The sequence below is a fragment of the Amycolatopsis sp. PS_44_ISF1 genome (genome assembly GCF_032335455.1).
In the GTDB taxonomy this organism is placed as follows: Bacteria; Actinomycetota; Actinomycetes; order Mycobacteriales; family Pseudonocardiaceae; genus Amycolatopsis.
This window is the reverse complement of record NZ_JANUXO010000001.1, coordinates 2750696-2763909: the sequence shown is the minus strand read 5'-3', so window position 1 is coordinate 2763909 and position 13214 is coordinate 2750696. Positions and strand designations below refer to the sequence as shown.

At 72.0% G+C, this 13214-nt stretch carries 13 protein-coding genes; 6 read left to right on the top strand and 7 right to left on the bottom strand.

All coding sequences use genetic code 11. From position 1 onward, the window contains the following. Nucleotides 1-48: 48 nt before the first annotated feature. The 4 genes from NYF13_RS12680 to NYF13_RS12665 all read left to right on the top strand — a co-directional run bounded on the left by NYF13_RS12680 (nucleotide 49) and on the right by NYF13_RS12665 (nucleotide 4119). Nucleotides 49-456, top strand: coding sequence for a DUF1992 domain-containing protein (locus NYF13_RS12680; protein WP_315656489.1), 408 nt, complete (start codon nucleotides 49-51; stop codon nucleotides 454-456). A gap of 183 nt (nucleotides 457-639) precedes the next feature. Then, nucleotides 640-957 (top strand): DUF222 domain-containing protein, encoded by a 318-nt coding sequence (locus tag NYF13_RS12675; protein ID WP_315656487.1) that lies wholly within the window; start codon nucleotides 640-642, stop codon nucleotides 955-957. A 1291-nt stretch (nucleotides 958-2248) separates the two neighbouring features. After that, nucleotides 2249-3394, top strand: coding sequence for a metallophosphoesterase (locus tag NYF13_RS12670; protein WP_315656486.1), 1146 nt, complete (start codon nucleotides 2249-2251; stop codon nucleotides 3392-3394). A 65-nt stretch (nucleotides 3395-3459) separates the two neighbouring features. Beyond that, entirely contained in the window at nucleotides 3460-4119 is a 660-nt protein-coding gene (locus NYF13_RS12665; protein ID WP_315656485.1) for an HAD-IA family hydrolase, read from the top strand. Here the strand turns inward: NYF13_RS12665 and NYF13_RS12660 are convergent. After that, on the bottom strand, nucleotides 4116-4577 hold the full coding sequence (locus NYF13_RS12660; protein WP_315656484.1) for an NUDIX domain-containing protein: 462 nt from the start codon (nucleotides 4575-4577) through the stop codon (nucleotides 4116-4118). The genes NYF13_RS12665 and NYF13_RS12660 overlap by 4 nt on opposite strands. A gap of 254 nt (nucleotides 4578-4831) precedes the next feature. On the opposite strand from NYF13_RS12660, the gene NYF13_RS12655 reads away from it, so the two are divergent. After that, nucleotides 4832-5251: a DoxX family protein gene (locus tag NYF13_RS12655; protein WP_315657329.1), complete on the top strand. Its 420-nt coding sequence runs from the start codon at nucleotides 4832-4834 to the stop codon at nucleotides 5249-5251. On the opposite strand, the gene NYF13_RS12650 is transcribed toward NYF13_RS12655, so the two are convergent. From NYF13_RS12650 to NYF13_RS12630, 5 genes are all read right to left on the bottom strand, one after another. After that, on the bottom strand, nucleotides 5179-5832 hold the full coding sequence (locus tag NYF13_RS12650; protein WP_315656483.1) for an ATP/GTP-binding protein: 654 nt from the start codon (nucleotides 5830-5832) through the stop codon (nucleotides 5179-5181). The two genes, NYF13_RS12655 and NYF13_RS12650, sit on opposite strands and share 73 nt — an antisense overlap. Beyond that, entirely contained in the window at nucleotides 5813-6184 is a 372-nt protein-coding gene (locus NYF13_RS12645) for a DUF742 domain-containing protein (protein ID WP_315656481.1), read from the bottom strand. Before NYF13_RS12645 ends, NYF13_RS12650 begins: the two co-directional genes overlap by 20 nt. Next, entirely contained in the window at nucleotides 6181-6597 is a 417-nt protein-coding gene (locus NYF13_RS12640; RefSeq protein WP_315656480.1) for a roadblock/LC7 domain-containing protein, read from the bottom strand. The genes NYF13_RS12645 and NYF13_RS12640 overlap by 4 nt, the downstream gene beginning before the upstream one ends. Continuing rightward, nucleotides 6594-8969 (bottom strand): nitrate- and nitrite sensing domain-containing protein, encoded by a 2376-nt coding sequence (locus NYF13_RS12635; protein ID WP_315656479.1) that lies wholly within the window; start codon nucleotides 8967-8969, stop codon nucleotides 6594-6596. The genes NYF13_RS12640 and NYF13_RS12635 overlap by 4 nt, the downstream gene beginning before the upstream one ends. A gap of 349 nt (nucleotides 8970-9318) precedes the next feature. Continuing rightward, a complete protein-coding gene (locus NYF13_RS12630; protein ID WP_315656477.1) occupies nucleotides 9319-9558 on the bottom strand; it encodes a hypothetical protein in 240 nt (79 codons plus the stop codon). A gap of 544 nt (nucleotides 9559-10102) precedes the next feature. Here NYF13_RS12630 and NYF13_RS12625 point away from each other — a divergent pair. Further along, nucleotides 10103-11962 (top strand): AMP-dependent synthetase/ligase, encoded by a 1860-nt coding sequence (locus tag NYF13_RS12625; RefSeq protein WP_315656476.1) that lies wholly within the window; start codon nucleotides 10103-10105, stop codon nucleotides 11960-11962. Between the two features lie 27 nt (nucleotides 11963-11989). On the opposite strand, the gene NYF13_RS12620 is transcribed toward NYF13_RS12625, so the two are convergent. Further along, nucleotides 11990-12886 (bottom strand): SDR family oxidoreductase, encoded by an 897-nt coding sequence (locus NYF13_RS12620; protein ID WP_315656475.1) that lies wholly within the window; start codon nucleotides 12884-12886, stop codon nucleotides 11990-11992. Between the last annotated feature and the right edge of the window lie 328 nt (nucleotides 12887-13214).

Here is a 13214-nt window from a genome sequence, read left to right as displayed (position 1 = left end):
CGCGGACCACACCCGGTTATCGTGAATTCCGAGGTGGAGGTGGTTGCGGTGACCGAGCGCAAACCGATCGGCGCGTCCTTCGGGTCCTGGGTGGACCGGCAGATCGCGGCCGCGGAGCAACGCGGCGAATTCGAAAACCTGCCCGGCGCCGGAAAGCCCCTGCCGAAGCCCACCGGCCGGGACAGCGCCACCGACTGGGTCGTGCGCCGGTTGGCCGAGGACGACCTGCCCGCGATCGACCTGCTGCCGCCTTCCCTCGCCTTGCCCCGGGAAGTCCAGGACCTACCGGCGAAGCTGGCCAGGGCGCGCACGGAACGCCGCGTCCGCGAAATCCTCGAAGACCTGAACGACCGCATCCGGGACGCCCACCGCCGCCCCCAGGTCGGACCACCGCTGACCGTCGTACCCCTGGACGTCGAAGAGACGGTCGAGCAGTGGCGCACCGGCCGCGAGTGACCACCCAGTCTCTTCCGACTGGGACGGCTCTCATCCGGGCACCCCACCAGCTTCCCGCCACGGCTCGCTGACTCCGCGCCCTGGTTCTCCCCACGCCGCCCGTCGATCCACAATGGACACCGTCGACCGTTCACCCCATCAAGCGACTGCACATTCGCTCACCTGTTCGATATCATAGCAACCATGAAACCACCCCGCCAGACCACCGAAGTCACCCGCCGCCTCGCCCTGTCCACCACCGAGATCGCCGCCATGACCGCCCTCGCCACCACCCTGGCCGAAGACCTGCCGGAGACCGCCAAAGCCCTGCAGAGCGGCGAAATCGACCTCGGCACGGCCGCGGAAATGGCCGCACTCGGCGGCTACCTGACTCCGCACCAGGCCCACCTGGCCGCCGACGTGATGAAGCCCGGCTCTCCCGAGTGGCGCTGGCTCACCCCCACCTCCGGCAACCCGCGAACCACCCCCACCACCGCCGCAACTCCGGCCGCCGCCCCCTGACCCGCTCATCTCCCCGCCCCACCCCCTGCCCCTTCCGCGCGCCAAGAAGCCCCTCGACCACCTCGCACCTCTGACCAACTCGGCCCAAGGACACCCCGGCCACCTGACACCCCCGACCGATCCAGACCCAAGGACGACACCAGCCACCCCATACCCCCCGACCAACCCCAAACTCGAGATCAACCCCAGCAACCTCACCCCCCGACCAACCCCGCCCTCAAGACACCTCGACCACCTCACCCCTGCCCCTCACGGACCCAAGGACGCCCCAGGCCACCTAACACCCCGACCACCCCGGACCCGAGGGACGACGCCAGCCACCTCACAGCCCCCAACGAACCCGGCCGCAAAGACGACCCCGACCACCTCACCCCTGACCCTCTCGGACCCAAGGACGCCCCTGGCCACCTCACAGCCCAGCACACCCCTTGATCACCTCACACTCACGCGCACCTCCTCATCACCTTGAAACCCGGCATACCCCCTAACCACCCCACCCGCAAGCACGCCAGGCGCTGCACCCGCGATACGCCAGCCGCCCCACCGACTCGCCACAACCCCGACGCCTGGAGTCGGTTCGAAATGAGTGGGCGAAGGCAGGTCAAGGACCAGACAGGGCCCAGACTGGCTTGGTCGACCGGATGGCGGACGGGGTGTAGCGAGCGCCGGAGATCAAGTGGCGCCGAGAGCCGGGTTCGCTGAAGGCCGGATTCCACAGTGGCCGAACGAACCGGGGCCGACCGAGCTGGGGCCGACGTGGTCGCAGGCCGGAGGAATTCGACGGGCCAATGAGCAGGATCTTGGTGACCGACAACAGATCCCAGCCCGCGCAAGATCTCCTCCACCGGCGTGACGTCGTCCGGGAAGCGCATCCGCCAACGGACGGTCCGGTCAAGGAACGGACCGGAGTCCGGCGGTCGGGACCGCTCGCGGTCACCGAGCTGCGGATGGGCGAGGCGCCACAGCGGTCCTTGGCCGCGACGGCAATATTCTCCCGCTCCGCGCTCAAGGATTCGCCGGGCAGCTTCTCCGGCTTGCCGAACTCATGGCCGTCCGCCGTGCCGATCGGCGCGCCGTCAACCCCGGCGAAGCGGGCGGAGACCTTGCGCAGCCCTCCGTCTCAACGCCCGTGCCCAAATCGCCCAAGCCCAGCGCGGACTCCGAAACCGGCGCAACCCGTGCGCGACCGTGATCACCTGCGCTCGAGGACCAACCGCCCATCGGGTCGTCAGTCGGCGAATCCGGCTACGCTGGGTGGTCCAGGTCCGATCGACGAGGGATGACCACTGTGATGCGTCGAGTTCGCCGGGCCGCCGCGCTGGTGGCCGCCCTGCTCCTGTTGTTCGGCGAGCCGTGGTCGGTGCTCGTGCTGCTGCCGGGCTGGCCGGTCGCGGGCACCGTCGTCGGCACCGTGCTGTTCGCGGCGGCGATGGCCGGCTTGCCGCTCCTGATGTTCCGCGGCCACGGGCCGGCGCAGAGCGACGCGGCCGCCCGCGCCGGCGATGTGCTGCTCGGTTCGATCTGGGTGCTGTTCACCTGGAGCGTGCTCGGTCACGTGCTGCGGCTGGCGCTGGCTCTGTCCGGTGTGGACGATCCGGCGCGGCCGCGGATCGTCGCGGGGGCGGTGCTCGTCGTTTCGGCGGTCCTGCTCGTGACGGGCCACCGGATCGCGATGCGCGTGCCGCCGGTCCGGGAGGTCGACGTGGTCATCCCGCGGCTGGGCGCCGGGGTCGACGGGCTGCGCGTCGCGGTGATCACCGACACGCACTACGGGCCGATCGACCGCACGAGGTGGTCCGAGCGGCTGGTGGCCGAGCTGAACCGGCTGCAGGCCGACGTCGTCTGCCACGCCGGTGACCTCGCGGACGGATCGGTGGCCCGGCGCCGCAAGCAGGTCGACCCGCTCGGCGGCGTCCAGGCCGGGATGGGCCGGTTCTACATCACCGGCAACCACGAGTACTTCGGCGAGGCCCAGGGCTGGCTCGACCACATGACCTCCCTCGGCTGGGACGCGCTGCACAACCGCAGCACCGTCGTGGAGCGCGGCGGCGACGGGGTGCTGTTCGCGGGCATCGACGACCCGACCGGCGCGGCTTCCGGGCTCCCCGGCCATGGCCCCGACCTGCCCGCCGCGCTGTCCGGCGCGGACCCGGGAATGCCGGTCGTGCTGCTGGCCCACCAGCCGAAGCAGGTGACCGGGGCCAGCGAGGCCGGCGTCGACCTGCAGATCTCGGGGCACACCCACGGCGGCCAGATCTGGCCGTTCCACCTCCTGGTCCGCCTCGACCAGCCCACCCTCTCCGGCCTCACCCGCCACGGCGAACGCACCCAGCTGTACAACAGCCGCGGCTCCGGCTTCTGGGGCCCGCCGTTCCGCGTGTTCGCGCCGAACGAGATCACGCTGCTCACCCTGCGCCGCACCGAGAAGCCCGCCTGAATCCGCACTGAGCCGCCCGCCACTGTCCCTTGCCGCCGCGGGACGGCGTGAGGCAGGCTGCCGGGGTGGTCACGCGAGCTTTGATCTTCGACTTCGACGGCACGCTGGCCGACACCGAAGCCGCGGTGCTGCAGTCGTGGCAGGAGACGTTCCGGAGCCAGGGCGTCGAGCTGCCGCTGGAGGTCTGGCACACCGTCATCGGCACGCAGGACACGGCGTCGACCATGCTGGCGCTGCTGGGCGAACACGTGCCGGACCCGGAAACCCTGCGCCCCGGGATGCGAAACCGGGTGCTGGAGCTGCTGGAATCCGGTGGTCCGCGCGAAGGCGTGGTCGGCTACCTCGACGCGGCGGACGCGCGCGGGTTGCGGCTCGGCGTGGCGTCCAGCTCGTCCGGCACCTGGGTGAACGGCCAGCTCGACCGCCTGGGTCTCGCCGCTCGCTTCACGGCCGTGGAGACCGGCGACCGGCATGCGGCGAAACCCCTCCCGGACACCTACCTCGCCGCGCTGGCGACGCTCGGCGTCCAGGCCGGCGAAGCCGTCGCGTTCGAGGACTCACCGCACGGGGTCAGCGCCGCGAAGGCCGCCGGGATCACCACGGTCGCGGTGCCGAACCCGATCACCGCGGGCCTCGACTTCGGCCACGCCGACCTGGTCCTGCCTTCGTTCACCGACCGGTCGCTGGACGATCTGCTCGCGCTGCTACGCCGAAGTACCACCTAAAGCAGCTCGACGAGCCGGTCCAGCAACGGCAACTGCCCCTTCAGGAGCTTTTCCCGCGCCGCGGCCAGCCCGAACCACTCGACCCGGTCCAGCTCGGGGAACTCCTGGCGACGCCCGGACCGCGGCGGCCACTCCAGCTCGAACGTGCCGGGCACCACCGCCGCCGGGTCCAGTTCACCCTCGACGGCCCAGGCGGTGACCACCTTCCCGCCCGACTGCTTGACCTCCCCGAGCGACCGGTACTCCCCCTCCGGCGCCGGCAGCCCCAGCTCCTCGGTGAACTCGCGCCGCGCGGCGGCCTCCGGTTCCTCGTCCGGCTCCAGCTCACCCTTCGGCAACGTCCACGCGGCCGCGTCCTTCTTCGCCCAGAACGGGCCGCCCATGTGCCCGAGCAGCACCTGGACCTCGTCGCCCGGACGGCGGAACAGCAACAGCCCGGCGCTGTGTTTGGCAACCATCGGCCCAGTCTGCCGCCCCGTCCCGGCCGCGGCCGAAGCCGGTCGGAAAAACCTTCCGGACGGGTGTCGATCGGCGCCCGGGCCGTTCGACGTCCCAGTGGAAGCACCGAGAACGCCCCAGCGGAAGGAACCCCGTCATGAGCACCACCGCCGACCAGACCGTCCGGATCACCGAGCCGAGCACCGCCGAGGGGACCCGCCCGGACTGGACCGCCGAAACCCGGTCCACCACCGCGCAAGCCGCCGCCGGCCCGATGATCAGCTCAGTCCGCGAGCGAGTCGCCGAACTCCGTGACCGGGCCCGGCCCCGGGTGCTGGCGCTGTTCCGGGTGATGGTCTCGTTCCTCTTCCTCGGCCACGGTCTCCAGGGCTTCGGGCTGCTCGGCGGGATCGACGGGGCCGGGGCGGCGACGCCGTTCGGGCAGTGGCCCGGGTGGTGGGCCGGGGTGATCGAGGTGGTGGGGGCGTTGTTCGTGCTGGCCGGGTTCCGGGCCCGGTCCGCGGCGGTGGTGCTGTCCGGGACCATGGCGTACGCCTACTTCACCGTGCACGTACCGATGGGGCTGCTCCCGGTGCACAACCTGGGTGAGCCCGCGGCCCTCTACTCCTGGATCTTCCTGCTGATCGCCGTGGCCGGGCCGGGCTCGTTCCGGCGGGCGCCCGCGGCTCGGTGACCGGCCGCGGCCAGGTCGTTGCGGTCCAGGACGTGCTCCATCAGGATCGTCAGCACCTGCTTGGTCGAGTCCCGCTCCCGCGCGTCGCACAGCAGGAGCGGGACGTCCTGGCTCAGATCGAGGGCCGCGCGCACTTCTTCGGTGCCGTAGCGGTACGCGCCGTCGAAGCAGTTGACGCCGACGACGAACGGCAGACCGCGGCGTTCGAAGAAATCCACCGCCGGGAAGCACGACTCGAGGCGCCTGGTGTCGGCGAGCACGACCGCGCCGAGCGCGCCCTCGGCCAGCTCGTCCCACATGAACCAGAACCGGTCCTGGCCCGGGGTGCCGAACAGGTACAGGATCAGCTCGGGGTTGATCGTGATGCGGCCGAAGTCGAGCGCGACGGTGGTGGTCGTCTTCCGCTCGACGCCCGCGAGGTCGTCGATGCCTTCCGAGGCCGAGGTGATCACCTCTTCGGTGCGCAGCGGCGGAACCTCGCTCACCGAACCGACCATCGTGGTCTTGCCGACCCCGAATCCGCCGGCGACGAGGACCTTCACCGCCGTCGCGGTCAGGCGCTCAGAGTTTCCGGATGCCATCGAGAACCGCCTGGAGTACGTGCTGGCTGGGGGCTTCGCTCGCCGGTGCCGCGGTGCGGAACAGCACCAGGTTCCGCTCGATCAGGTCGCTCAGCAGCACCTTGACCACGGGCAGCGGCAGATCGACCCGGGCGGCCACCTCCGCGACCGAGGCCGGTTGCTGGCAGAGGCCGAGGATCCGGGCGTGCTCCGGCTCGCCGACGCCCGACTCCGGCACCGGGTGCAGCGCGACGACCAGGGTGATCAGGTCCAGGGCGAAGCGGCCGGAGCGGGTGCGCCCGCCGGTCACCGCGTAGGACCGGACCAGGGGGCCGGCCTCCTCGTCGAACCAGGTTTCACGCGGGACGCTCACGGGGAGGTCCGCGGGAGCGCCCCGGCCCTCGGCGCCGCGGTCAGCACCGCCCCCACCCGCTTGACCATCAGGTTCATCTCGTACGCGACCAGGCCCAGGTCGGCGTCCGCACCGGCCAGCAGGGCCAGGCCGGCGCCGCGGCCGGCGGCGGTGACGAAGAGGAAGGCGTGGTCCATCTCGACCACGGTCTGGCGGACGTCTCCGCCGCCGAAGTGCCGCCCGGCGCCGCGGGCCAGGCTCTGGAACGCCGAGGCCATCGCGGAAAGGTGCTCAGCGTCCTCTTCGGACAGTGCGGCGGACCGGCCGATCAGCAGGCCGTCCGAGGACAGCACCACCGCGCGGTCGGCGCCGGCCACCCGCTTGACCAGGTCGTCGAGCAGCCAGTCGAACTCGCTGGCCCCGTTGTCGGTCATCGCCCTTGATCTCCGTAGGTGGTGTCGAAGGAACCGGCGTCCGCCACCCGGGCCTGCCGGGTGCCCCGCTGGAACGCCGCCAGCCGGTCGCGGGCGGCGTCCGCGGAGTCCTCGCGGACGGCTTCCCGCTCCGGTTCGGCCCGGTCCGCCCGCAGCTGCGGAACGAGGTTCTGCTGCCGGCGCCGCTGCGGCAACGGCGGACGCCCGGGTGCCTCGGGCCGGCGCGGCTGCTGCGGCCGGCCGTTCTCCGGCGCCGTTCGCGGTTCCTGCGCCGGCCACGCGGGCTGCGGCGGTCGCGGCGGACGGACGGGTGACGGCTCCGGCGACGGCTCGGCCACGGCCGGGTCCACCGGGGCGGCGCGGTGACGCGAGCGACGCCCGACCCGCGTGAAGTCCGCGACGGGCCCCCGCTGATCCACAACCGGTCCCGCGGCCACGGGAACCGCGTCCACGGACGGCCCGGCAGCTGAGTCCGCGGCCGGAGCCTCGTCCGGCGTCACCTCGCCGGCCGGGGCCAGCAGCGCGCTTCGGACCAGGACGATCGCCCGCGTGCCGCCGTACGCGGATTCGCGCAGGTGCACCGAAATCCCGTGGCGCGAAGCCAGCCGCGCGACCACGAACAGGCCGAGCCGGGGTTCGTCGGACAACGCCATGACGCTGAAGTCCGGCGGGTCGGCGAGCATCCGGTTCAGCTCCCCGGCCTGCTCGTCCTCCAGCCCGAGGCCCTGGTCCTCGACCTCGATGACCACGCCCCGGCCGACCACGTTGCCGCGCAGCTCCACCCGGGCGGTGGGCGGGGAGAACGAGGTGGCGTTGTCGATCAGCTCCGCGAGCAGGTGCACGAGGTCGCCGACGACCGGACCGCGCACGGCGACCGGCGGCAGCGCGGTGGTCTTCACCCGGGCGAAGTCCTCGGTCTCGGCCGCGGCCCCGCGGACCCGCTCGGCCAGTCCGCCCGGCTGCCGCCACCGCCGCCCCGGCTGGCCGCCGCCCAGGATGATCAGGTTCTCGGCGTTGCGGCGGGCGCGGGTGGAGAGGTGGTCGAGCTGGAACAGCGTGTCCAGCTGGTCCGGGTCCTCCTGCTTGCGCTCGGCCTGGTCGAGCACCTTCAGCTGCCGGTGCACGATGACCTGGCTGCGGTGCGCGATGTTCAGGAACACCGCCTTGGTGCCCTCCCGGGTCCGCGCCTCTTCCACGGCCGCGGCGATGGCGGCCGACTGCGCCGTGTTGAAGGCGTCGGCGACCTGGCCGATCTCGTCGGCGCCGTGGTCGAGCAGGTGGCCGCCGGCCTCGAGGTCCACCGGCTGCCCGGCGCGCACGCGCTCCATCAGTTCGGGCAACCGCACCTCGGCCGCGTCCAAGGTGTCCTCGCGCAGCCGCGCGAGCCGGGAGATGAACCGCCGCGACAGGCGCAGTGCGACCAGCACCACCGCGATCGCCACGAGGATGGCCACGACCCCCGCGATGATCGAGTCGGCCAGCGTGCGGTCCGCGTCGTCGATCGCCGCGTCGGTGGCGTTCGCGCTCTGGGTCGTGAACAGCGTCATCATCGTGGCCGCCACCTGGTGGGCGGCGGTGCGCCACTGCTCCGGCGAGACCGGCAGCCGCGGGTTCGCGCCGCCGGTCAGGAAGGCCGCCTCGACCTGGTTGACCGTCTTCCACTCCGGGCTCGCGACGAGCTTGTCGTAGCTCGCGCGCACCGGGGGGATCAGCTGCGGCACGGACTGTTCGAGCTCCGCGTGGTACGCGCCGACCTCGCCGAGGTACGCGCGCAGCTGGTCGCCGGCCAGCCCGCCGGCCGCGAGCCCGGCCGTGGACAGGGCGTCGCTGCGCTGCATCTGCTCGGCCGCGTTGAAGATCGGAATGGCGGACAACCGCGCGAACGCGTTCTCCGCGCCGCGGGCGGCCTGAGCCAGCCCGGCCACGCCCTGGGTGAACTGGTCGATGATCCGGTTGTAGAAGTCGAACGCCTGCAGCAGCGGGACCTGACCGGCGTCGACTTGCCGGCGGAGCTCGTGGATCTTCGCGTACAGCGCGGCGAACGTCGAGATGTTCTGCTTCACGCTCGCGGGCACCGTGCTGTCATCGGCGAAATTGCCTTGCAGCACCGCGCTGATCCGGTCGGCCGCCTCGTCGGTCTTCGGACGCGCGGCGAGCAGCGTCGCCCGCACCGCGCCCTGTCCGGCGATGACGCTCATCGTCAGCCGGCGCTCCTGCTCGGCGGCGAGGATGAACGGGATACCCGGTCCTTCGGAGCTGCGGATCTTGTTCGCGTAGTCGCGCGCCTTCACCGCGTCGGTGATCAGGTAGCCCGCCAGCGCGACGCCGACGAGCACCAGGACCACGCTCGGAATCAGGGCGATCGCGAGCACGCGGGAGCGAATCGACGGCCCACGGTCACGTAGAACGGAATTCTGTTTCACCGTGGCCCGCATTCCTTCCGGCGGTATCTGCTGTTCGGGTCACCCCACCGCGCTCGGCATCGCCCGCGACGACGTTATGAGGCGCCGGGGAGCACGTCAAGCCCAGGCCCGGCCTGGTGCAACGACTCACAATCTGGTGCGGGGCTTGGGAAATCGATCACGGCCCGCGTCGCGTCACCGGCGCCGGCCCGGTGGGGGCGGACCGGAAAAGGATTCGGTGAGATCCGTCACGGAAAAGGGGGTGGAATTGCCGACGCCCGCGGCGAAATCGCACTTACGGTGACCGGATCGGTCCTTTTCAGTGCCGAACGCCGTTCGGCCGTGGCCGGTCCCCGCGGTGGAAGAGGTCGTGCAGGAGCTCCCGGCAGGCCCAGGCGAGCACCGCGATCGAGCAGGTCAGCACGAAGACCAGCACCGCCTCGACCGGGTGGTGGGTGAGGACCCCGCCGAATTCGGCGACCAGGAATCCGAGCAGCACGCCGGCCAGCAGCGTGACGAGATAGGAGACCGGCACCTCGCGCCCGCGCTTCCCGCCCATTCCCGTCCCCTTCCCAGCCGGTTCCCCCGCACCGCGAGTCCGGCGGCCGCACGGGCCGGGCAGGCTCCCGACCTGCGGGAAGCAAGGGGAAATCATAGCGGCGAAACCGCGGGTCCGGGTCCACCGATCACCCGGAGGGGCGAGGCGTGAATCAATTCAGCGACGAGCCGAAGCCCTTGTCGTGAAGGCGATTCGGATCTGCTTCGCACCGTGAGCTCGTCGGCCGGGGTGTTGCCGGAACATCGGCTCCCAGCCACCCGAAGCAGGCCGGGTACGCCTGTCGGTCCGCTCGCGGCAGCTCGGTCCCACGGCCGCCACGAGTGCGCCGCCCGGCCCGCGGCCACCGTCGGCACCACCCGCGGACGCTCCCGCGCTTCCCAGACGACCCCGCCGTCGAACCAGGCCGGGCCGGTCCCGGCTGGTGGGTGAATGACCGTTACGGCCGTTTCGAAGCAAGATCCAAGCTGGCCGCGATTGTCTATCCACACCGGCGGAGAGCCCCTACAGTGGCGTCACCAGGCCGCCAGTGGAGGAGGGGTCAGCGTTGACCACGCTCAAGTCCGTCGCCGAGCAGACCGAGGGTCTGACCATCCCCAGCCTGCTCGCGCGCAACGCCGCCGAGTACGGCGAGCACCCGGCGGTCACCTCGCTCGACCTCGACGGCCACCCGACGCTGACCTGGGGCGAGTACCGCACCGCGGTCGCCGAGGTCTCCCGCGGGCTGGCCGCGCTCGGGCTCGGGGCGCGCGACCGGATGCTGATCATGGCGCCCGGCAGCCCGGACCACCTCGTCGCCGACCTCGCCGCGGTGCACTTGGCCGCCATCCCGTGCACCGCGTACGCGACGCTGAGCTCGGAGCAGATCCGTTACGTGGCAAGGCACAGCGCCGCCCCGGTGGTCGTGCTCGCGGGCCCGGACGAGCTGTCGCGCTGGCTCCCGGTGCTCGACGACCTGCCCGCGCTGCGCCGCATCGTGGTGCTGGACGCCGAAGCGATCCCGGCCGGCGACCCGCGGTTCACCTCCTTCGCGGACGTCCGCGAAGGAGGCCGCGCCGCGATCACCGCCGACCCGGACGGGTTCGAGAACTCGTGGTCCTCGATCCGGCCGGACGACCCGCTGTCGATGATCTACACCTCCGGCACCACCGGCGACCCGAAGGGCGTGGTGCTCTCGCACCGCAACGCCATCCACCAGGGTTACGCCCTGAAGGAACTGCACGAAGCACCGATGCACCTGACCAACATCGCGTACCTGCCGCTCGCGCACATCGCCGAACGCGAGATCTCGGTGTACCTGCCGATCCTGTGGGCGGGTCACGTGTACACCCTCGCCGACCCCTCGGCCGTCGTCACCGCGCTCGGCCAGGTGCACCCGCAGAACTTCTTCGGGGTGCCGCGCGTCTGGGAAAAGATGGCGGCCGGGCTGAAGACCATGCTGGGCGGCCTCCCCGAGGAGCGGCGCGAGGCCCTGCTCGCGGCCAACGCGCTGCTGCAGGAGGGGTACAAGCTCCGCAGCGACGGCCAGGAGGTCCCGGCCGAGCTGGCCGAGCGCATCGCGAAGACCGACGAGACCGTGCTGGCCCCCATCCGCGCCATGCTCGGCCTCGACCGGCTCCTGGTCCAGAGCAGTGGCGCGGCCGCGCTGCCGCTGGAGGTGCTGTACTTCATCGCCGGGCTCGGGGTCGAGATCCTGGAGGTCTGGGGCCTGTCCGAGACCACCGGCGCGGTCACCGCGAACGGCGCGAGGGCGTTCCGCGCGGGCACCGTCGGGAGGCCGCTGGCCGACATGGAGGTGAAGCCGGCCGAGGACGGCGAGCTGCTCGTGCGCGGTCCCATCGTGTTCCTCGGCTACCTGCAGGCGGACGGCTCGATCGCGGACGCGACCGACTCCGACGGCTGGTTCGCCACCGGTGACATCGGCACCGTCGACGAGGACGGCTACGTGCGGATCACCGACCGCAAGAAGGAACTGATCATCACCTCGAGCGGCAAGAACATCGCGCCGACGCACATCGAGGGCCTGCTGAAGGAGCACCCCCTGATCGGCCAGGCCGTCGCGATCGGCGACGCCAGACCGTACGTCACCGCCCTGATCGTGCTCGACGACGAGATCGCCCCCGGCTGGGCCGCGGCGAACGGCGTCGAGGCCGCCGGATCACTGGAAGCGCTGGCCGCCGACGAAAAGGTGCGCGCGGAGATCGAGCGGGCGGTGGCCTCGGCCAACCACCGCCTGGCCCGCGTCGAGCAGATCAAGCGCTACCACGTGATCACCCGCGGCTGGACGCCCGAATCCGGAGAGCTGACCCCGACCCTGAAACTCAAGCGGCGCGTGATCAACGACCGGTACCGCGAAGCCATCGCCGGGCTGTACACCGGTTCCCGCGAACCGGCCGCGGGGGCTTGAGCCGGCCACCGGAGCGAGCCCCCGCCGTCAGGCGATCCGGCTGGGGGTATCCGTCCACTCGCGCAGACGCGGTGGCACCCGCTTCTCCAGCCCGTAGTTCTCCAGGTGCGCGCCGAGCACCTCGTCGAACGCCTTCTGCACCGACTCGGTGTCCCACACCGGGCGTTCCAGGATCGGCTGCTTCAGGTACGGCTGGCCCATCACGTGCAGGTGCGGACCGTTGCACCGGATCAGCTGGCCGGTGATCCCGTGCGCCCCCTCGCCCAGCAGGAACAGCACCACCGGCGCGATCTTCGACGGCGTCCGGTCCGGCGGGCAGGCCCGCAGCGCGCGTTCGGACTTCCACACCATCCGCGTGTGCGCCACCGGGCACACGGCGTTGACCCGGATGCCCGCGTCCTCCAGGTCGAGCGCCCAGGAATAGGTGAGGGACGCGACCGCGCCCTTGCTCGCCGCGTACACGCCGAGCTGGCGCTGGCCGAGCGAGGCGCCGGAGGAGATGTTCACGATCGAACCGCCGGTGCCGGCCGCGACCATGGCCTTGACCGCGGCCAGCCCGGTGTACACCACCCCGAGGACGTTGACCTCGACCAGCTCCCTGGCCCGCTCGGCGTCGTCCTCCCAGGGCAGGGCTTCGTAGTTCAGCCCGGCGTTGTTGACCAGCCCGTCGATCCGGCCGAACTCGCGCACGCAGTCGTCCACGATGGCCTGGGCCTGGGCCGGATCGGCCACGCTGTGCCCGCTGGCCACCGCCCGGCCGCCGCGCGCGCGGATATCCGCCGCCGTCCGCTCGGCCAGCGCCGGCTCGACGTCGTTGACCACCACTGCGCCGCCGGCGCGGGCCACGTGCCGGGCGAACGCCTCGCCGAGCCCCCGGCCGGCTCCGGTCACGACCACGGCCTTGTCCTGCATCAGCCCGTCCATAGCCACTCCAGCCTCTCCCCGCTGCCTGCGCCGGCGGGCGAGGGGCCGCACCGCCGGGCTCCCCTCCAGTGTTCGGCCCGTCGGCTCCGGTGGCGGTGGCGACGGCGGCGAACGGTGCCGGGGCTGCGCCGAACGAGTGAGCATCGATCGGCCCGCCGGTACCTCCCGACGGGTCAGCGGGGCGCGGGGCCGGGGTAGCCCGATCGGCTCAACCGCCGCCGGGAAGCGCGTTCGCGGCCGGGCCTCCGCGTGATCGGCGGCATACTGGCCGTGGTCGGCGGGGACCGCACCTGTGACGCGCTGACCGGCGCTGTCACGGCCGCAGGCA

What these genes read in the sequence shown, in the direction of transcription:
- NYF13_RS12675 (WP_315656487.1), top strand. Translation starts at nt 640, where the DNA reads ATGAAACCACCCCGCCAGACCACCGAAGTCACCCGCCGCCTCGCCCTG.
- NYF13_RS12670 (WP_315656486.1), top strand. Translation starts at nt 2,249, where the DNA reads ATGCGTCGAGTTCGCCGGGCCGCCGCGCTGGTGGCCGCCCTGCTCCTG.
- NYF13_RS12655 (WP_315657329.1), top strand. Translation starts at nt 4,832, where the DNA reads ATGATCAGCTCAGTCCGCGAGCGAGTCGCCGAACTCCGTGACCGGGCC.
- NYF13_RS12650 (WP_315656483.1), bottom strand. Translation starts at nt 5,832, where the DNA reads ATGGCATCCGGAAACTCTGAGCGCCTGACCGCGACGGCGGTGAAGGTC.
- NYF13_RS12640 (WP_315656480.1), bottom strand. Translation starts at nt 6,597, where the DNA reads ATGACCGACAACGGGGCCAGCGAGTTCGACTGGCTGCTCGACGACCTG.
- NYF13_RS12660 (WP_315656484.1), bottom strand. Translation starts at nt 4,577, where the DNA reads ATGGTTGCCAAACACAGCGCCGGGCTGTTGCTGTTCCGCCGTCCGGGC.
- NYF13_RS12630 (WP_315656477.1), bottom strand. Translation starts at nt 9,558, where the DNA reads ATGGGCGGGAAGCGCGGGCGCGAGGTGCCGGTCTCCTATCTCGTCACG.
- NYF13_RS12620 (WP_315656475.1), bottom strand. Translation starts at nt 12,886, where the DNA reads ATGGACGGGCTGATGCAGGACAAGGCCGTGGTCGTGACCGGAGCCGGC.